The organism is Kribbella catacumbae DSM 19601 (genome assembly GCF_000372465.1).
Taxonomy (GTDB): Bacteria; Actinomycetota; Actinomycetes; order Propionibacteriales; family Kribbellaceae; genus Kribbella; species Kribbella catacumbae.
Map to the genome: position 1 here is coordinate 1 of NZ_AQUZ01000067.1, position 18,204 is coordinate 18,204.

Consider the following 18,204-nt stretch of genomic DNA (forward strand, 5'->3'; position numbering starts at 1 on the left):
GCGCACGCTGTACGCGGGGTGGGTGCGGGCGGGGTGCTGTACGCCGTACGCGGGCGGCGGTTGGGACGGTGGCTCGACTTTGGGCAGGGGCCAGGTAGCCCGAGGTGGGTTGGGTGGCTGGGCGGTGCTCAAGGTCGGAGGGCCGCGAGTACCCGTACGAGGGCGGAGGCAGCGCACGCCGTACGCCGGTGCTGGCGGTTGGGGGATGGAAGTCAGCGGGTGAGGGCGTTGCGGAGGCGGATGCCGCTGAACTCTAAGGTGCTGGTGGTTACGGCGTCCCAGAAGTCGTGCAGGCGTGGCAGCACGCGGAGCTGGATCCCGGCCTCCGCGTGTAGCTCGAGCAAGTCGCCAACCCGCTGAGGCGGGCCGAGCGGCTTGACCTCGGTTGTCGCTACCACGGCCGCCTCCGCGGGCTGGAAGGGCTCGGCAGGCAACCGGTACGCGTAGAGCTCGACCGTGCGCATGGCCTCCAGCCAGCCGTACTCGATCGCGTGGACTCGCGTGCCGCAGCCGTCGCCGATGATCCGTGAGCGGTCCTCTGCCGACGTCTCGGCACTCACCCATGCCATCGCACGAGGACACTGCCGGGGAAACCAGTAGTCGGGCGCACGATCGTGGCCGACGGCCCAAACGTACGGGGTGCCCACCCTGTCGACACGGACCGACGTCGGAGCGATCTGCGGGCGGAAGATCCGGATCGCCGGATCTTCGGAGAAATGCAGTACCTGACCAGGCGCCGGACGCATGCGCGTCAGCGTAGTACGGCGAGCCAAGCCTTAAAGGCCAAGCCGTGCAGGGAAGGGCTGGATCAGGGGTTGAGGCCGCAGTGGTCGCGCAGCCACGGCATCGGGTTGATCGGCTCGCCGCCGCCGGGGCGGACCTCGAAGTGCAGGTGCGGGCCGGTGGTGTTGCCGGTCATGCCGACCGCGCCGACCTGGTCACCGGCGTACACGGTCTCGCCGAACGAGACGCTGAACTTCGACATGTGGTTGTACCAGGTCTCGGTACCGTCCTCGTGCCGGACCCGGACCTGCCGGCCGTAGGCCCCGGCGAACTCGGCGCCGACAACCTCGCCCTTCATCACGCTGCGGATCGGAGTGCCGAGATCGGCGGCGAAGTCGGTCCCGGTGTGGTTGCGGGCCCAGCGGCCGCCGCCCTGACCGAAGGTGGCGGTGATGCGGTAGTCCGAGATCACCATCTCGCAGCGGGTGGCCGACTCGCGGGCCTTCTGCTGCGCCAGGTCGATCGCGGCCTTGGCTTTGGCGAGCGCGCTGGCGCGCTTGGCAGTCAGCGCGCGGGTGGCGTCGAGCTTCGCGGCCCGGGCCTTGGCGGTCCGGTCGGCCGCGGCCTGCTTCTTGTTGGTCTGTGTGACGGCCAGCTCGACCCGGGACGAGTCCCGGGTGGCCAGGTTGCGGCGCTCGATCCGCGCCGTGGTCAGCTCGGACAGTTGCCCGTTGCCCATGCTGAGGGCAGCGATGTTGACCGCGGAGTTCGCCTGCGTCGGTGCTGCCAGGGAGCTGTGGCTGAAGCCGACTGCACCTGCCGCTGCCGCGAGGGCTGCGGTCAATCCGACTACCTGCGTACTACTGGGGGTGTTACGCCTGGCAACACGATGCTTGGCACTGTGACGTCCTGCGCCGGTCTTGCGCGCAGCGTTGCCTGGCGTGACGCGGCTGGCCGCGGCACGGTGCTGGGACACAACGTGGCCTTTCGGTCACAGGGGAGGGGCTGGAGCACTGTCCACTCCCGGGGAGGTTTTATTCCCCTCGGGGGCTCATGCACCATAACGGAACCGCAACGAGCCGACAAACCCTGCCACCCCTTTTTGGGCCCCTCCTTCACGAAACCTTTGCATGCGCTGCTGCACGTGCATCGGCTTGAGCGCTCAGAAGGCTGCTATGTCAGGAAGAACTTTCATGCAACTGTGTCCTGCTCGTCGAGGTGCGAGAGCATCCCGGTGATCTGGTGGACCACCTCTCCGTGGAACGGCAGCGACAGGTGTCCCACCCCGTCGACCCGGATATTGCGCGCGATCAGGTCGGGGTGCCGGATCCGGGCCCGGCGCTGCGGCACGATCAGCTGGTCGACGTCGCTGTAGAACGCGACGAACCGGGTCATGCAGTCCGGAGCCGGCTCGGCCAGCTCCTCCATCAGGTCGCTGTCCGGCCGCAGTTGCTTCACCAGTGGCCAGGGCAGCAGCCGCGCGGCGACGGTGCCCTGGTGTGGGGTCCCGAGCGTTACGCAGGTGTGTACGCGCTGATCGCCGCCGAGCCGCTGGACGTAGTACCGGGCGATCAGGCCGCCCAGGCTGTGCCCGACGATGTGGATCTGCTCCGATCCCGACTCCTCGCAGAGTCGCTCGACCTCGGCGGCCATCCGCTCGGCGGTACTCCGGACGTCGAGCGTCAGCGGCGAGTAGGAGAAGGACTGGATCCGGGTGAAGCCACGACGGAGCAGTTGGCGGCGCATCAGGGCGAACACCGTGTGGTTGTCGATGATCCCGTGCGCGAGCAGGATCGGCGTACCGGCGGCTTGGACGTCCCCAACCAGCAGACTGCGCTGGGCCGGCGTCAGGCCGCTCAGGTTGAGCCGCTCGGCCCGGCTGCCGGAGCCGCTGACCAGGCCGAGGGGATACATCGCGAGACGGGTGGTGATCCAGCCGATCTCCACGGCGGCACCCTGCAGCACGCGGGGTGACAGCGCCGAGCGGGCGCCGTACCTGAGTCCTTCGAGAGCCTCGCGGATGCCGTCGGCGCTCATCGCGTCTCCTCACTCCCGAAATCAGACCCCCCAGGCAACGTCACCGCACTGGTCCGATCACTTTCAACGATATCCGGTTCCCGGTTCGCGTGGCCGGGAACACACACCTCCGTGTCTTATCCGTGAGGTGCGGCTCGGATAGCCTGCCAATGTTCCTTGGCGCAACGCCGCGTCCGCGTACCGAGAGGCCTGTTCATATGCCAGCCACCAGCCCACTGCGAGTCGTCGTCGCCAAGCCCGGACTGGACGGACACGACCGGGGCGCGAAGGTGGTCGCCCGCGCCTTGCGGGACGCCGGCATGGAGGTCATCTACACCGGCTTGCACCAGACGCCGGAGCAGATCGTCGAGACCGCGATCGCCGAGGACGCCGACGCGATCGGCCTGTCGGTGCTGTCCGGCGCGCACATGACGCTGTTCAAGAAGGTCCGCGAGCTGCTCACCCAGCGCGACGCGGACGACATCGTGGTGTTCGGCGGCGGGATCATCCCCGAGGCCGACCTGCAGCCGCTGGCCGAGCTCGGCGTGCACAAGATCTTCACCCCCGGCGCGACCACGGTCGAGATCGTCGAGTGGGTCCGCGGCAACGTCGGCGACGCCTCCGCGACCGCCTGAACCCATCGCAGTCGTTGCCTTCCACAACTCCGTTGCCTGCGCGACGGATCCGTTCCGGAGCGTGTCGGCGACTTAGTGCAGCGGATCTGGGCTCTCCTGCCCGTGGATCGCTTGTTACTGATCGGTAATACCGAATCGTTAAGAAACACCTGGTTGTGCCCGATGGGGAATCGCGGTCGCATACAGCCATGCGCTTGTCCGTGCATGATGCTGGGATCGACAAGATGTGTGGCTCAGGACACATCGCCCCCGATCTCGGTTACTGTCCGGATAGGGCGTTTCGCAGTGTGGTGGGGAGCTGCGGGCGGCCTGCGCAGGACCAGAGTTCGCATCGGGAGAGGGCAGGTACACGATGAGGTTTGAACGATCACACACACGCAAGGCGGTCGCTACTGCGGTCGCCGGCAGCCTTCTGCTGCTCGCGTCCGCGTGTGGCGGTGACGACACCAGCGGTGGTGGGGCGACGACTGGGGGTACCGCACTCGAGGGTAAGGGCCCGATCACGTTTGCCACCGGCAAGGACACCTCCGGCAACCTGACGAGCCAGGTCGCGGCGTGGAACTCGCAGCACCCGGAGGAGAAGGTCACAGTCTCGGAGCTTCCCGAGTCGGCCGACGCTCAGCGGCAGCAGATGGTCCAGAACGCCCAGAACAAGCAGGACTCGTTCAGTGTCCTCAACCTGGACGTCGTCTGGACCGCGGAGTTCGCCGCGAACCGGTGGGTTGTGGAACTGCCACAGGACCAGTTCCCCAGCCTGACCAGCGCGATCCCGGCGACAGTCGAGACCGCGAAGTACCGGGACAAGCTGTACGCGGTCCCGATCACGTCGGACGGCGGGCTGCTCTACTACCGCAAGGATCTGCTGGACAAGGCCGGTCTGAAGGCGCCGACCACCTGGGACGAGATGCTCGCTGCCTGCCTGAAGGTTGCGGCATTGCCCGAGGGTAAGGGCATGAGCTGCTACGCCGGTCAGTTCGAGAAGTACGAAGGCCTGACGGTGAACTTCTCCGAGGCGGTCAACTCCGCGGGCGGCGTCGTCGTCGGCAAGGACGGCAAGCCGAACGTGGACACCCCGGAGGCGCTGGCCGGTCTCGAGGAGCTCACCAAGGCCTTCGCGTCGGGAGCCATTCCGAAGGCCGCCATCACCTACAAGGAGGAAGAGGGCCGTCGCGCCTTCCAGGACGGCAAGCTGCTCTTCCACCGCAACTGGCCCTACGTCTACTCGCTGGCATCGAAGACCGATGGCTCGTCGAAGATCGCGGGTAAGTTCGGTGTCGCTCCGCTGGCGGGCAAGACCGGCCCGGGTGTCTCGACGCTCGGTGGTCATAACTACGCCATCAGCGCTTTCGCGAAGAACAAGGCGACCGCGGCCGACTTCATCAAGTTCATGGCCAGCGAGGAGCGGCAGCGCGCCAACATCGAGAAGACTTCGCAGGCACCGACCTGGGCGTCGCTGTATGACGACCCGGCGCTGAACAAGTCGTTCCCGTACCTGGCGCCGCTGAAGGCCTCGATCGAGAAGGCGCAGCCGCGTCCCTCGGTGGTCAAGTACGGCGATGTCACCGCTGCCGTCCAGGAAGCGGCGTACGACGCTCTCACCAACAAGAAGCCGCCGAAGCAGGCGCTAACCGACCTGCAGACCAAGCTGAGCAGCCTTATCACTCAGTGATCCGAGTGGAAGGGGTCGGTGCGCGGCAGCACGCCGCGTACCGGCCTCTACCTGTCAGAGCCCGGGCTCTGCCCGGAGCTAGAAGGAGGCAGAGGTGAGTGCATCCGCTCCGGTCGCGGCACGACCGGCGAACGAACCCCCGAAGTCCGGGAAAGCGAGACGGCACGACGAGGGCACCGGGAAGCTTGCGGCCCTACTGCTGTCGCCAACGCTGCTGGTGCTTGGCCTGGTCGTCATGTTCCCGATCATCTCGGCACTGCGTACGTCGCTGTACAAGCCGGGCGGCGTAGATCCCGAGACCGGCTTCGTCACCGAGGGCGACACGTATGTCGGCTTCGACAACTACACGGCGATCTTCACCGGCGACACCGCCGAACGATTCTGGAACGCGTTTTACAACACCACGTTCTTCACGATCACCTGCGTCGTCCTCGAGACGATCCTCGGTGTCGCGATGGCCCTGGTGATGCACAAGGCGTTCAGGGGCCGTGGCATCGTCCGTGCCAGCATCCTGGTCCCGTGGGCGATCCCGACCGTGGTCTCCGCCCTGCTGTGGAAGTGGATCTTCCAGGCAGACGGTGCCGCGAACGCGATCCTCGGCACGCAGATCCTCTGGTCAACGGAGGGCTGGCAGTCGGTGGCCTCGGTCATCGTCGCCGACACCTGGAAGACCGCTCCGTTCATCGGACTGCTGGTACTGGCGGGCCTGCAGACGATTCCGGCGGACGTCTATGAGGCTGCCAAGGTGGATGGTGCCAGTCCGCTCCAGCAGTTCCGGATGATCACGCTTCCGCTGGTGAAGCCGGCATTGCTGGTCGCAGTACTGTTCCGGATGCTCGACACGTTGCGCATCTTCGATCTGCCGTTCGTGCTGGTCGGTCCACACAAGGACTCGGTGGAGACGCTCTCGATGCTTGCCTACGACGAGGCGTTCAACACCAGATACGGGCCGGCGGCGGCCTACGCGACGATCCTCTTCCTCTATGTCGCGGTCGTGGCGTTCGCCTTCGTCAAGCTGCTCGGCGCCGACATCATCGGTGACGTCGCGGCGAAGAAGTCAAAGAAGAAGAAGTCGTCGGGCGATGCTGCACCGCCCGGTGTTGGCACAGCCGGCCTGGCCGGAGTGTCCGGCGGGGGTATGTGATGGCTACGAAAATCAGGGCCGAAGGCGGCCCGCTCCGCAAGTACGCGCCGCTGCTCGGCGTTGCCGTGATCGTGCTGTACTGCCTGTTGCCGTTCTACTGGATGATGGTGTCCGCGCTCCGGCGGCCCAGCGACCAGTTCGACAACTCGATCATTCCGAGGCCGTTCTCGATCGACAACATCAAGGACGTCTTCAAGGAGGGCACCGGCTTCGGCCGTGGTCTGCTGAACAGCCTGCTGGTGGCCGGGACGGTGACGATCCTGACCCTGCTGATCGGTCTGGTGGCTGCGTACACGCTGGCGCGGCTGGAGTTCCGGTTCAAGAATCTCGTCCTCGCGATCATCATCACGACGTCGATGTTCCCCGGGATCTCGCTGATCGTTCCGCTGCTGAAGCTGTTCGTCGACATCAAGTGGATCAACACCTACCAGTCGATGATCGTGCCCAGCTTGTCGTTCGCCTTACCACTGGCGGTCTGGACGCTGACCTCGTTCTTCCGGCAGATGCCACGAGAACTGGAACAGGCGGCGATGGTGGACGGCTGTACCCCGGCGCAGGCCTTCCGCAAGGTGATCCTGCCGCTGGCGGCGCCCGGCGTCTTCACGACCGCGATCATCACCTTCATCGCGGCCTGGAACGAGTTCCTGATCGCGCTGGCAATGGTCCAGCAAAAGGATCACCAGACCGCGAACGTGATCATCTCGCAGTTCACCGGTGCGTCGGGACGGGACCAGCCGTTCGGAAGCCAGATGGCGGCCGGTGTCATCGTCACGATCCCACTGGTGATCGCGGTGCTGCTCTTCCAGCGCCGCATCGTCGCCGGTCTGACCGCGGGTGGCGTGAAGTAGCGTCCGTTCGCTGAGAACTGCCGTACCAAATAGCCGGGATGCCTTTCGGAGAGGCATCCCGGCTATGTTGGTTGTAATCCGAGACGGAGGCGCGAAATGAGCTACGGAGACAACCGCAACCGGCGCGATCGTGAGGATCGCGAACGGGCCGCGCGGGAGGACCAGGAGCGCCGTGATCGGGATGAGCGGGATCGCCGTGATCGGGAGGATCAGGACCGGCGCGACCGCGAGGAACGCGACCGCGCCAGGCGCTGACCGCCGGGCTCCGTCGGGGCGGCGGTCAGGGGGTCGGGCCGATGCCGGTGAGGGCGGTGTCGAGTACCAGGGCGGCTGCGTCGCGGGGGGCGAGAAGGCCGGCGGTGATGGCTTCCCAAGCCGCGTAGGTGAGGGCGTAGAGGCTTGATACAGCCCACCACGGCGGTACGCCGGCGCGGAGGGCGCCGGCCCGCTGGGCGCGGCTGACAAATTCCTCCAAGGGTGTGTCGAGCTGGTCGGTCCGGGCCGCCAGCTCTTTGTCCAGATCGAGTTCTGGCTGGCGGAGGAGGAACTCGATCCGCGGGCCGAGCGGGATCATCGCCTCGATGAAACGGCTCAACGCCGCCCGCACCTCTTCGGGAGCTGCGTCGGCGCCGACCTCGGCCAAGCGGGCGTCCTGAATGACAGTGGCGCACCTGTCCAGAGCATCGTGCGCGACGGCGAGCAGCAGTGCCTCGCGAGTCGGAAAGCGGTTGTGCAGCGTCGTCCGGCCGACTCCAGCTGCCGCGGCGACGTCGGCCAGTGAGGCGGCGGCGTTCGCGCTGAACACCTCGGCGGCGATCTCCAGGATCACCTGCGGGTCGCTCGAGCTGACTCTTCGCGCTCGGGATTGAACACTCATGTTCAATAGCATACCGTGATGTTCGGAAATGGCGTCAATCGTTCTGGGGAGGATGTCGTGGATCTCAGACTCAGGTCACAGCTCGCCGGCCAGCGGATGGCCCTTCAGGTACTCCGGCTGCTCGGCGACCCGGTCAGCGAGTACACCGCCGAGCGCTGGCGGGCCGATCCGTACCCGCAGCTCGAGCGAATTCGCCAGCGGGGCCCGCTCTGGAAGTCGCTGTCCGGCGTGTGGGTCGCCACGTCGTACGACGTTTGCTCCGCGCTGCTGCGGGACCGGCGGATCGGAGTACGGCATGCCGACGGGCGGCCGCCGTACTCGATCAGCATGCACAAGGTGCCACCGCCGTGGATGCATACGTTCCTGGAGATGGATGCCCCGGACCACACCCGGCTGCGGCGACTCGCGACACCCGCGTTCGCGCGCAGCAAGATGCCGGCCTACCGGAGCCGGATCGAGGCGGTCACCGACGGACTGGTCGACCGGATGCGGGAGCTCGGCGAGTTCGACCTGGTTCGCGAGTTCGCCAGGCCGCTGCCGATCACGGTGATCAGCGACCTGCTCGGCATCCCAGACGGGGACAACGAGACGTTTGCCCACTACGGGCGGATCGTCGGGGCATCGCTCGATATGGAAGCCATGAGTCAGGTGGAGGAGGTCCAGGAGGTCAGCATCGCGCTGCGCAGGCTGTTCGCCGAGCTAATCGACGAGCGCTCGGTGAACCCCGGTGACGACGTGATCAGCACGCTGGTCGTCGCCCTGCGGGAGGACGAGCTCACCCCGGAGGAGCTGATGACAACGGCCGGCCTGCTGTTGCTCGCCGGCTTCGAGACGACGGTGAACCTGCTGGGCAACGGGGTCCGGCTGCTGCTCGATCACCCCGAGCAGTGGCGTGCGCTCTGCGCCGACCCCAGCCTCGCGCCGCAGGTCGTGGAAGAGGTACTGCGCTTCGAGACGCCCTTCCAGTACGGCGCCCGCTTCACCCATGAGCCGATCGAGGTCGACACCGGCCGCGGCATCGTGAAGCTTCCCGCCGACGCGGAGGTGTTGATCCTGTTCGGCCTGGCCAACCGGGACCCGGAGGTGTTCGACCGGCCCGGCCAGTTCGACATCTGGCGGGTGCCGGACCAGGAGCACCTCGCCTTCGCGAACGGAGCGCACTATTGTCTGGGCGCTCCGCTCGCGCGACTCGAGGGTGAGATCGCGTTCCGGACACTCGCGACCCGGCTGCCGTCGTTACGGCGTACCGGGCCGGAAGAGTGGCGGATGTCCAGCTTGGTGCGTGGTGTCAGTGCTTTGCCGGTAGCTGCCTAAAGGGTCTTCAGCCACACAGTGGCGTCCACCGGCAGCTTGCCGTCGGTGGGTGACTCGCTGGACAGCAGTACTTCGGTGTCGCCCGGCAGGTCGAGTGGCTCGTCGCTCAGGTTGACCACGCAGCGGAAGCCCGGGTCGCGGGTGAACGACAGCACGCCCTCTGGTGCATCGGTGTCCCACTCCAGCCGGCCCTCGCCAAGAGCTTCCTGCTCGTGGCGGATGCGCAGTGCTGCCTTGTAGAGAGCGAGATGGCTGTTGGAGTCGGTCGCCTGGGCTTCTGCCGTCAGGGGCGCCCAGTCGGCCGGCTGCGGCAGCCACGGCTGACCGTCGCCACTACCGAACCCGTACGGCGGTTCGCTGCCGCTCCACGGGATCGGCACGCGACAGCCGTCGCGCCCGCGCACTGTGTGACCCGACCGCTCCCACGTGGGGTCGTCCAGCACCTCCTCCGGTAGGTCCTCGACCTCCGGCAGGCCCAACTCGTCGCCCTGGTAGATGTACGCGCCACCGGGTAGCGCCAGCTCCAGCAGCGCGGCAGCCCGGGCCCGGCGCAGGCCGAGCGCCAAGTCCGTCCGCACGGTGCCCGCAGGCATACCCGCCTCCTTCTGGTCGCGACCGTAGCGGGTGCGGTGCCGGATTGTGTCGTGGTTGCTCAGCACCCAGGTGGCAGGTGCGCCGACGGCCCAGAGGTGCTCAGTGGTGTGGTCGATGACCTCACGCAGTTCGGCGGCGCTCCACGGGCATTGCAGGGCGTCGAAGTTGAAGGCCGAGTGGAGCTCGTTCGGCCGGACGTACTGGGCGAGCCGATCCGCCGGGGACAGCCATGCCTCGGCGACGAAGACCCGCGGGCCGAGTGGTGTGCCGGCGTACTCGTCGGCGATCATCCGCCAGCGCTGGTGGATGAGATGTACGCCGGGCTGGTCGTACGTCGGATGGCCTTCGTACTTGTCCCGCGTGACATCGCCGTCCGGGCCGGGCACCACGTCGGGCAGGGACGCGTCCTTCGCCATCGAGTCGGCCACGTCGATCCGGAAACCGTCGACTCCGCGATCGAACCAGAACCGCAGGATCGAGTCGAACTCCTCGATCACCTTCGGGTGATCCCAGTTCCAGTCGGGCTGGCTGATGTCGAACAAGTGCAGGTACCACTGACCATCGTCGATGCGGGTCCAGGCCCCACCGCCGAAGGCCGCCGGCCAGTTCGTCGGCGGCTCTGAGCCGTCAGGGCCCTTGCCGTCGCGGAACCAGAACAGGTCCCGCTCGGGCGAGCCCTTGCCCGCCGCCAGCGCCGCCTTGAACGCGGGGTGCTCCCAGGAGCAGTGGTTCGGCACCAGGTCGATCAGGATCCGCATCCCCAGCGCGTGCGCCTCGCCGATCAGCGCGTCGGCGTCGGCCAGCGTGCCGAACTCCGGGTTGATGTCGCGATAGTCGGACACGTCGTACCCGCCGTCGAGCAGTGGGGACGGGTACCACGGGCTGATCCAGATCGCGTCGATGCCGAGCTCGGCCAGGTACGGCAGCCGGGCGCGGATCCCGTTCACGTCGCCGGTCCCGTCACCGTCCGCGTCCGCGAACGACCGCGGGTAGACCTGGTACACGACGGCGCTACGCCACCACTCGTCAGCTGGTCTGGTTGCTCCTTCAGTCATGCCGTCCAGCCTTTCACGGCCGGGCAAGCGCGCTGTGACGGTCGTCTCAGCCTGTACCCCGGCTGTCGCAACGTGTGCGGAGGTGGCTAGTCTCAGGCCGACGGAACGCGCCGGCGACCGTGCCCTCCGCACCGCAGCCTGCCGCGGCCTAACTCGAACAGGCGAGAGAGGGACCACACTCGTGGATCTGATGGAGTACCAGGCGAAGTCTGTCTTCGCCAAGCACGGTGTACGGACGACGGTGGGTGAAGTCGTCCACACGCCCGAGGAAGCCCGCGCGGCGGCCGAGAAGCTCGGTGGCACCGTGGTCGTCAAGGCCCAGGTGCTGACCGGTGGCCGCGGCAAGGCCGGCGGCGTCAAGCTGGCCTCCTCGCCCGATGAGGCGGAGGAGAAGGCCCGCGAGATCCTCGGTCTGGACATCAAGGGTCACATCGTCAAGACGCTGAACATCGTGCCGGCCGCGGCGATCGCGGAGGAGTACTACTTCTCCTTCCTGATCGACCGGGCCAACCGCAACTACCTCTGCATCGCCTCCGCCGCCGGCGGGATGGAGATCGAGGAGGTCGCGCACACGAACCCGGACGCGGTCGCCAAGATCTCGATCGACCCGGCCACCGGTGTCGATGAGGCGAAGGCCCGGGAGATCGCCGAGGCGGCGAAGTACCCGGCCGACATCCTCGACGCCGTCGTACCGGAGATCGTGAAGCTCTACCAGGTGTTCCTGGCCGAGGACGCGACGCTGGTCGAGGTGAACCCGCTGGTCAAGCTCAAGGACGGCAACGTCGAGGCGCTCGACGGCAAGGTCAGCCTGGACGAGAACGCCGACTTCCGGCACCCGGAGCACGCGGCGTTCGCCGACGCGTCCGCCGAGGACCCGCTGGAGGCCGCGGCCAAGGCCAAGGGCCTGAACTACGTGAAGCTCGACGGCTCCGTCGGCATCATCGGCAACGGCGCCGGCCTGGTCATGTCGACGCTCGACGTGGTCGCGTACGCCGGTGAGGAGTTCGGGGGCGTCAAGCCCGCCAACTTCCTCGACATCGGTGGTGGCGCCTCGGCCGAGGTGATGGCCAACGGGCTGGAGATCATCATCTCCGACTCGCAGGTGGAGAGTGTCTTCGTCAACGTCTTCGGCGGTATCACCGCCTGTGACGCGGTCGCGAACGGCATCGTGCAGGCGTTCGAGCTGCTGGCGAGCCGGGACGAGCACGTCGACAAGCCGCTGGTCGTCCGGCTGGACGGCAACAACGCCGAGGAGGGCCGCCGGATCCTCGACGAGGCGAATCTGCCCGGACTCGAACGGGTCGACACGATGGACGGCGCCGCCAAGCGGGCCGCCGAGCTGGCTGCGAAGTAAGGGATCGCTGAAATGTCTATCTTCCTGACCAAGGACAGCAAAGTCGTCGTCCAGGGCATGACCGGCTCGGAAGGCACCAAGCACACCACCCGGATGCTTGCCTCCGGCACCAACATCGTCGGCGGCGTGAACCCGCGCAAGGCCGGCCAGTCCGTTAAATTCTCAGCCTTCGACGGCCAAGACACTGAGGTCGCGGTCTTCGGTACCGTCGCGGACGCGATCAAGGAGACCGGCGCCGACGTGTCGATCATCTTCGTGCCGCCGAAGTTCACCAAGGACGCGGTGCTCGAGGCGATCGAGGCCGGCATGCCGCTGGTCGTGGTGATCACCGAGGGCGTACCGGTGCACGACACCGCCGCCTTCCACGCCGCCGCGCAGGCCTCCGGCACGACCCGGATCATCGGGCCGAACTGCCCGGGCATCATCACCCCCGGTGAGTCCAACGCCGGCATCATCCCGGCGAACATCGCCGGCGCCGGCCGGATCGGCCTGGTGTCGAAGTCGGGCACGCTGACCTACCAGATGATGTACGAGCTGAGCGACATCGGCTTCTCCACCGCGATCGGTATCGGCGGCGACCCGATCGTCGGGACCACCCACATCGACGCGCTGCGGGCGTTCCAGGACGACCCGGACACCGACGCGATCGTGATGATCGGCGAGATCGGAGGCGACGCCGAGGAGCGCGCGGCGGCGTTCATCAAGGAGAACGTGACCAAGCCGGTCGTCGGCTACGTGGCCGGCTTCACGGCTCCCGAGGGTAAGACGATGGGCCACGCCGGCGCCATCGTCTCCGGCTCCTCAGGCACCGCGGCCGCCAAGCAGGAAGCTCTCGAAGCAGTAGGCGTCAAGGTCGGCAAGACCCCGACCGAAACCGCCAACCTGATGCGCGAAATCATGCAGAACCTCACCAAGTAACACCCAGCAGCACCAAGCAGGCCCCCGGGATCACCCGGGGGCCTGCTGGCGTTGCAGCGATCTACTTGTACGACGCCGAGCGTTCGGCGGCCCGGATCAGGACCTCGTTGAAGGCTGAGTTGGCGATGTCCAGGTCTTCGAGCAGGGGGTAGAGGACGTAGACGGCGCGGGAGCCGGCCGCGGCGATGCCGATCCGGTAGGTGAAGATCTTGCCGCCGCCGGTGTCGTAGGAGACTCGCCAGCTCTCGCCCTTGATGCTGCCGAGCGTCACCTCGCCGGTCTGCTTGACCGTTGCGTTCGAGGTCGTCTTCTTGCAGCCGTCCACGGCTTTGCGGATGTCGCTGACGAAGCTGCTCGCCGCGGCCGGGGTGGCGAACGCGGCCACCATCGTGTCCAGCCCGAACTCGGTCGGCACCTTGGCCTCCGGTACGACGTACGTCTGCGACTTGTACGCCTTGGCCTTCGCCTTCTTCAGGTCGAGCCGGTCGCAGCCGGTGCCCTTCGGGGTGGTGCTCCCGGTGCTCACCCAGGGCTTGTCGATGCTCGGCAGGACCGGCAGGTCGATCGGTGCCATGAAGCCGGCCGGCTCGGTGGTCGGCAGCAGTCCGGGCTTGGCCGTCGGCGTACCGGTTGTGCATTTCGCCTCGGCGCAGATCCGCTTCAGCGCGGCGCCGGCAGTGGCGATCACGCTCTCCGGCTTGGGCGGGGTGGTGCCGACCGTGTCGTACTCCACCACCATCGTCGCCTGGCCGGCGGTGCTCACGCTGATCGTGCGGTACTTGTTCGTCTTGGGACCGGGCTGGCCGAAGACGGCCACCACACCCTTGCTGCCGAGGCCCTGCGTCGTGTAGCTGGTGATCAGCCGGATCTGCGGGGTGTTGCAGGCGCTGAGCCAGCCGAGGATCGTCGAGTACGCCTTGCCGGCCGCGGCCTCGTCGTTGGAGACCTCGACGTACTGGACGGCCGTGTCCTTGGTCGACGGGTTGCGGAAGTTGCGGATCCACGTCCGGATACCGGCCGGGTCGGCGAAGCGCTGCGACTGGCAGACGAAGGACTTGTCCGGGGCGTTGCTGCCGTTGTCGGTGCTGGCGACGGCCCATGCTCCGGCGGCCGGGGCGAACTGCTTGGCCGCCGTACCGTCGAGCAGGACCTTGGCGTCGCCGAGCAGGCCCGAGTCGTTGCCGCCCGGCCGGTCGTCCGGGTTGCTGGACTTGGCGTCGCCGGGGGAGCCGTCACCGCCGAAAGCGTTCAGGGCCACTATCCCGCCGCCACCGAGGAGTACTGCGACGGCGGCGCCGGCGCCGATCAACTGGTTCCGTCGGCGCGTCTGCTGACGGCGAGCCTCCCGGGCGGCGGCACGACTGCCGCCCCGCGAGGCGCGGTGGGAACCGGTCACTAGTTCTTGACCTCCAGACTGATTCCACCCGACGGTACCTGGTGGCCTGTTGTCATCCACCCCGACCAAGAAAATGAGACAGCACAGCGAGTAAACGAAGACAGACCACAGCGAGCAAGCGGGCCGAAGTCTTCCATATCCGGCGTGTCAGAACGAGCAGTCCCCCGGCAGCGGGTGACGATGGCTACAGATGACCGACATGTTGAGCCGTCCGGGCGCCCGTGACGGCGGATCTCACCAGGCGCCCGGGCCCGCCCAGCCCGACGCCACCGCACCGACCAAGCCGGTAGTCGTTTCGGCCGTGATCGGAGCGGGTGCCTGCCTGCTCACTGGGCTGCTGGCCTGTGCGGTTGTCGCAGTGATCGGCTGGCTGGCTGCGGCCTTCGGTGGTGCGTCCGGTGCGGTGCGGGCCGGTGCCACTGTGTGGCTGGTCGCTCACAAGGCCGGTGCCACGCTCGGTGACGCCAGACTCACGATTGCTCCGCTGGGGCTGACTCTGTTCCTCGCCTGGTGTCTGTACCGCGGTGGCCGGTTCACCGCCCGAGTCAGCGGCGCAGACGAGACCAAGGACCTCGCAATGGCCTCCGGGGTGTTCGCAGCCGCCTACGGGCTTGGTGCGCTCGTCATCGCGCTCCTGACCTCCGACGGCTCAGTGAAGATCTCTCCAGCGAGTGCCTTCCTCGGTGCCGCCACACTGGCGTTGATAGCGGGCACGGCCGGGGTACTGGTCGAGTCCGGAGCGGCAGGCGACATCGCCGAAGCGACTCCACAGGGCCTGCGTGACGCGTTCACTGCCGCTGCGGCCGCAGTACTGACGATCGTGGCCGTCGCAAGCCTCCTGTACGCCGTACTGCTGGCCGTGCACTTCTCCCGGGTCACCTCGATGCTGGAACTGCTCGACGCCGGTGCTGTCGGCTCAGTGGTCCTCTTCGGCATCTGCTTGATGCTGCTGCCCAACATGGTCATCTACGTCGTGGCGTTCCTCGCAGGACCCGGCTTCCAGCTAGGAGTCGGTACGACGATCGCCCCGACCGGGGTAGACGTCGGCAACCTGCCTGCGCTGCCGCTGCTGGCCGCAGTACCGGCTGATGGCGCGACACCGACGTACCTGCTGGTGCTGACGGCTCTGGTGCCGCTGGCGGCTGGGGTAGTCGCCGGCTTCGTGGTAGCCCGGCGAGGGCTAGCAGCGGAGGACTCGGATGCGCTGGGCTGGGACGCCTTCGCGCTCCGCGGCGGCATTGCGGCTCTGCTGGCCGGTGTCGGCTTGCTGGTGCTGATGGTGCTCTCAGGTGGCGCTGCCGGACCGGGCCGGATGGCTGAGGTCGGCGTACCGGCTGCGGTGCCGGCGGCCGGCGTACTGGTCGCCGGGATGGCGATCGGCGCGGCCATCACTGCTGCCGCCGTGGCTGCGCGGCGACCGGTTGAGAGCGGGAGCGACCCCGAGCGATAGGGTTTGCCGCGTGACAGACCCGGTTGCGCCCACTCCTGAGCCCGCGCGCCTCGTCGTGCTCATCTCCGGTTCCGGCTCGAACCTGCAGGCCCTGCTCGACGCGTGCACCGATCCGGCGTACGGCGCCCAAGTGGTGGCCGTCGGTGCGGACCGGGAAGGCATCGCCGGACTGGACCGGGCCGCGAGCGCCGGAGTGCCGACGTTCGTGCACAAGGTCAAGGAGTACGCCGAGCGGGCCGACTGGGATCGCGCGCTGACCGCGTCCGTCGCGGAGTACCGGCCTGACCTGGTCATCTCGGCCGGGTTCCTCAAGCTGGTCGGCGACGACTTCCTGAAGAGTTTCGGGGATCGCTACATCAACACCCATAACGCGCTGCTGCCGGCCTTTCCCGGCATCCACGGACCGCGCGACGCGCTCGAGTACGGCGTCAAGGTGGCCGGCGCGACCCTCTTCTTCGTCGACGGCGGGGTGGACACCGGGCCGATCATCGGCCAGGTCGTCGTACCGGTCGAGGACGACGACACCGAAGACACCCTGACCGAACGGATCAAGGAGGTCGAACGCCGCCAGCTGGTGGAGTGGGTCGGCCGGCTGGTCCGTAACGGCTGGACCATCACCGGACGAAAGGTTCGACTGAAGTGAGCACCGACCGCAGGCCGATCCGCCGGGCGCTGATCAGCGTCTACGACAAGACCGGTCTGGAGGAGCTCGCGAAGGCACTGTCCGGCGCCGGGGTGCAGATCGTGTCCACCGGTTCCACCGCGGGCCGGATCGCGGCCGCGGGCGTGCCGGTGACCAAGGTCGAGGAGCTGACCGGGTTCCCCGAGTGCCTCGACGGGCGGGTCAAGACGCTGCACCCGAAGGTGCACGCCGGACTGCTCGCCGACGTCCGCAAAGCCGACCACGTCGAGCAGCTGGCCGAGATGCGGGTCGAGCCGTTCGACCTGCTGATCAGCAACCTGTACCCGTTCAGCGAGACCGTCGCCTCCGGTGCGTCGCCCGACGAGTGTGTCGAGCAGATCGACATCGGCGGACCGTCGATGGTCCGCGGCGCGGCCAAGAACCACGCGAACGTGGCCGTCGTGGTGTCGCCGTCGCGGTACGCCGACATCGTCGCCGCGCTCGACGCGGGCGGGTTCACGCTGGAGGAGCGGCGTCAGCTGGCCGTCGCCGCGTTCGTGCACACGGCGGACTACGACGTCGCCGTCGCGTCCTGGATGGGCAGCGTGCTCACCGACAGCAGCGCGGGGTCGGGCTTCCCGGCCTGGGTCGGCGCGGGCTGGGACAAGAAGGCGGTACTGCGCTACGGCGAGAACCCGCATCAGCCGGCTGCCCTTTACAGCAACGGGCGCAACGGTCTGGCTTCCGCGGAGCAGTTGCACGGCAAGGAGATGTCGTACAACAACTACGTCGACGCGGACGCGGCCCGGCGTACGGCGTACGACTTCAGCGAGCCGGCGGTCGCGATCATCAAGCACGCGAACCCCTGTGGCATCGCGGTCGGCAAGGACATCGCGGAAGCACACCGGCGTGCGCACGAGTGCGACCCGGTCTCGGCGTACGGCGGCGTGATCGCCACCAACCGGCCGGTGTCGGTCGAGCTGGCCAAGCAGGTCGCGGAAATCTTCACCGAGGTGCTGGTCGCCCCGGCGTACGAGGACGGTGCGGCCGAGATCCTGCAGGCCAAGAAGAACATCCGGCTGCTGGTCTGCCCGGCGGGCGAGGACGGTCCGCCGGTCGAGATCCGTGCGATCAGCGGCGGCCTGCTGATGCAGCAGAAGGACGTCTTCCAGGCCGACGGCGACGACCCGTCGAACTGGACCCTCGCCGCCGGCGAACCCGCCTCCGAGCAGGTGCTGGCCGATCTCGCCTTCGCCTGGAAGGCCTGCCGCGCGGTCAAGTCCAACGCGATCCTGCTCGCCTCCGACGGCGCCTCGGTCGGCGTCGGCATGGGCCAGGTCAACCGCGTCGACTCCTGCCGCCTGGCCGTCTCCCGCGCCGGCGAGCGCGCTGCAGGCTCAGTGGCCGCCTCCGACGCCTTCTTCCCCTTCCCGGACGGCCTCGAGGTGCTCCTCGAAGCCGGCGTAAAGGCAGTCGTCCAGCCCGGCGGCTCCATCCGCGACGACCTAGCCGTAGCAGCCGCCACCAAGGCCGGCGTCACCATGTACTTCACCGGCACCCGCCACTTCTTCCACTAGAGGTCTTGGTGC

The 18,204-nt window shown here is 67.7% G+C and carries 17 protein-coding genes; 11 read left to right on the forward strand and 6 right to left on the reverse strand.

The window, feature by feature from the left end; translation table 11 throughout:
• Window positions 1–212: 212 nt before the first annotated feature.
• From A3ES_RS0139695 to A3ES_RS0139705, 3 genes are all read right to left on the reverse strand, one after another.
• Window positions 213–746, reverse strand: coding sequence for a DUF6886 family protein (locus tag A3ES_RS0139695; protein WP_020392408.1), 534 nt, complete (start codon window positions 744–746; stop codon window positions 213–215).
• Between the two features lie 62 nt (window positions 747–808).
• The gene (locus A3ES_RS0139700) at window positions 809–1,567 is read right to left on the reverse strand and encodes a M23 family metallopeptidase (RefSeq protein ID WP_020392409.1); all 759 of its coding nucleotides are present in this window, start codon (window positions 1,565–1,567) and stop codon (window positions 809–811) included.
• A gap of 347 nt (window positions 1,568–1,914) precedes the next feature.
• Complete coding sequence (locus tag A3ES_RS0139705) at window positions 1,915–2,760, reverse strand: esterase/lipase family protein (RefSeq protein WP_020392410.1); 846 nt, start codon at window positions 2,758–2,760, stop codon at window positions 1,915–1,917.
• A 197-nt stretch (window positions 2,761–2,957) separates the two neighbouring features.
• On the opposite strand from A3ES_RS0139705, the gene A3ES_RS0139710 reads away from it, so the two are divergent.
• The 5 genes from A3ES_RS0139710 (at window position 2,958) to A3ES_RS54655 (ending at window position 7,290) form a co-directional block, all read left to right on the forward strand.
• The gene (locus A3ES_RS0139710; RefSeq protein WP_020392411.1) at window positions 2,958–3,374 is read left to right on the forward strand and encodes a coenzyme B12-dependent isobutyryl CoA mutase small subunit; all 417 of its coding nucleotides are present in this window, start codon (window positions 2,958–2,960) and stop codon (window positions 3,372–3,374) included.
• Window positions 3,375–3,726: 352 nt separating this feature from the next.
• On the forward strand, window positions 3,727–5,043 hold the full coding sequence (locus A3ES_RS0139715) for an ABC transporter substrate-binding protein (RefSeq protein ID WP_020392412.1): 1,317 nt from the start codon (window positions 3,727–3,729) through the stop codon (window positions 5,041–5,043).
• A 94-nt stretch (window positions 5,044–5,137) separates the two neighbouring features.
• Complete coding sequence (locus A3ES_RS0139720) at window positions 5,138–6,187, forward strand: carbohydrate ABC transporter permease (RefSeq protein WP_020392413.1); 1,050 nt, start codon at window positions 5,138–5,140, stop codon at window positions 6,185–6,187.
• Window positions 6,187–7,035 carry a carbohydrate ABC transporter permease gene (locus tag A3ES_RS0139725; protein WP_020392414.1) on the forward strand — a complete coding sequence of 283 codons (849 nt, stop codon included), beginning with the start codon at window positions 6,187–6,189 and terminating at the stop codon, window positions 7,033–7,035. The genes A3ES_RS0139720 and A3ES_RS0139725 overlap by 1 nt, the downstream gene beginning before the upstream one ends.
• A gap of 96 nt (window positions 7,036–7,131) precedes the next feature.
• Complete coding sequence (locus A3ES_RS54655) at window positions 7,132–7,290, forward strand: hypothetical protein (RefSeq protein ID WP_020392415.1); 159 nt, start codon at window positions 7,132–7,134, stop codon at window positions 7,288–7,290.
• Between the two features lie 25 nt (window positions 7,291–7,315).
• Here A3ES_RS54655 and A3ES_RS0139735 read toward each other — a convergent pair whose 3' ends face one another.
• On the reverse strand, window positions 7,316–7,912 hold the full coding sequence (locus A3ES_RS0139735) for a TetR family transcriptional regulator (RefSeq protein ID WP_063746047.1): 597 nt from the start codon (window positions 7,910–7,912) through the stop codon (window positions 7,316–7,318).
• Between the two features lie 57 nt (window positions 7,913–7,969).
• Here A3ES_RS0139735 and A3ES_RS0139740 point away from each other — a divergent pair, with 57 nt between their 5' ends.
• Window positions 7,970–9,226, forward strand: a complete 1,257-nt coding sequence (locus A3ES_RS0139740; protein ID WP_020392417.1) for a cytochrome P450 — start codon at window positions 7,970–7,972, stop codon at window positions 9,224–9,226.
• Here A3ES_RS0139740 and A3ES_RS0139745 read toward each other — a convergent pair.
• Entirely contained in the window at window positions 9,223–10,875 is a 1,653-nt protein-coding gene (locus A3ES_RS0139745) for a glycoside hydrolase family 13 protein (RefSeq protein ID WP_026163623.1), read from the reverse strand. The two genes, A3ES_RS0139740 and A3ES_RS0139745, sit on opposite strands and share 4 nt — an antisense overlap.
• A 181-nt stretch (window positions 10,876–11,056) precedes the next feature.
• Here A3ES_RS0139745 and sucC point away from each other — a divergent pair, with 181 nt between their 5' ends.
• Together sucC and sucD are read left to right on the forward strand one after the other, a co-directional pair.
• On the forward strand, window positions 11,057–12,229 hold the full coding sequence (gene sucC / locus A3ES_RS0139750; RefSeq protein ID WP_020392419.1) for an ADP-forming succinate--CoA ligase subunit beta: 1,173 nt from the start codon (window positions 11,057–11,059) through the stop codon (window positions 12,227–12,229).
• 12 nt (window positions 12,230–12,241) lie between these two features.
• Window positions 12,242–13,147, forward strand: a complete 906-nt coding sequence (gene sucD / locus A3ES_RS0139755) for a succinate--CoA ligase subunit alpha (RefSeq protein ID WP_020392420.1) — start codon at window positions 12,242–12,244, stop codon at window positions 13,145–13,147.
• A 61-nt stretch (window positions 13,148–13,208) separates the two neighbouring features.
• Here the strand turns inward: sucD and A3ES_RS0139760 are convergent, their stop codons facing one another.
• Window positions 13,209–14,543, reverse strand: a complete 1,335-nt coding sequence (locus tag A3ES_RS0139760) for a hypothetical protein (protein ID WP_020392421.1) — start codon at window positions 14,541–14,543, stop codon at window positions 13,209–13,211.
• A gap of 190 nt (window positions 14,544–14,733) precedes the next feature.
• On the opposite strand from A3ES_RS0139760, the gene A3ES_RS0139765 reads away from it, so the two are divergent.
• From A3ES_RS0139765 to purH, 3 genes are read left to right on the forward strand one after another with little or no spacing between them, the layout of a single operon-like run.
• A complete protein-coding gene (locus A3ES_RS0139765) occupies window positions 14,734–15,993 on the forward strand; it encodes a cell division protein PerM (protein ID WP_020392422.1) in 1,260 nt (419 codons plus the stop codon).
• Window positions 15,994–16,003: 10 nt separating this feature from the next.
• The gene (gene purN, locus A3ES_RS0139770) at window positions 16,004–16,636 is read left to right on the forward strand and encodes a phosphoribosylglycinamide formyltransferase (RefSeq protein ID WP_026163624.1); all 633 of its coding nucleotides are present in this window, start codon (window positions 16,004–16,006) and stop codon (window positions 16,634–16,636) included.
• Complete coding sequence (gene purH / locus A3ES_RS0139775; protein WP_020392424.1) at window positions 16,633–18,192, forward strand: bifunctional phosphoribosylaminoimidazolecarboxamide formyltransferase/IMP cyclohydrolase; 1,560 nt, start codon at window positions 16,633–16,635, stop codon at window positions 18,190–18,192. Before purN ends, purH begins: the two co-directional genes overlap by 4 nt.
• Window positions 18,193–18,204: the final 12 nt, after the last annotated feature.

Excerpts from the sequence above, each read along its gene's own strand:
- sucD (WP_020392420.1), top strand. The coding sequence starts at position 12,242 with ATGTCTATCTTCCTGACCAAGGACAGCAAAGTCGTCGTCCAGGGCATG.
- A3ES_RS0139725 (WP_020392414.1), top strand. The coding sequence starts at position 6,187 with ATGGCTACGAAAATCAGGGCCGAAGGCGGCCCGCTCCGCAAGTACGCG.
- A3ES_RS0139715 (WP_020392412.1), top strand. The coding sequence starts at position 3,727 with ATGAGGTTTGAACGATCACACACACGCAAGGCGGTCGCTACTGCGGTC.
- A3ES_RS0139695 (WP_020392408.1), bottom strand. The coding sequence starts at position 746 with ATGCGTCCGGCGCCTGGTCAGGTACTGCATTTCTCCGAAGATCCGGCG.
- A3ES_RS0139765 (WP_020392422.1), top strand. The coding sequence starts at position 14,734 with ATGACCGACATGTTGAGCCGTCCGGGCGCCCGTGACGGCGGATCTCAC.
- A3ES_RS0139735 (WP_063746047.1), bottom strand. The coding sequence starts at position 7,912 with ATGAGTGTTCAATCCCGAGCGCGAAGAGTCAGCTCGAGCGACCCGCAG.
- A3ES_RS0139745 (WP_026163623.1), bottom strand. The coding sequence starts at position 10,875 with ATGACTGAAGGAGCAACCAGACCAGCTGACGAGTGGTGGCGTAGCGCC.
- A3ES_RS0139705 (WP_020392410.1), bottom strand. The coding sequence starts at position 2,760 with ATGAGCGCCGACGGCATCCGCGAGGCTCTCGAAGGACTCAGGTACGGC.
- A3ES_RS54655 (WP_020392415.1), top strand. The coding sequence starts at position 7,132 with ATGAGCTACGGAGACAACCGCAACCGGCGCGATCGTGAGGATCGCGAA.
- A3ES_RS0139710 (WP_020392411.1), top strand. The coding sequence starts at position 2,958 with ATGCCAGCCACCAGCCCACTGCGAGTCGTCGTCGCCAAGCCCGGACTG.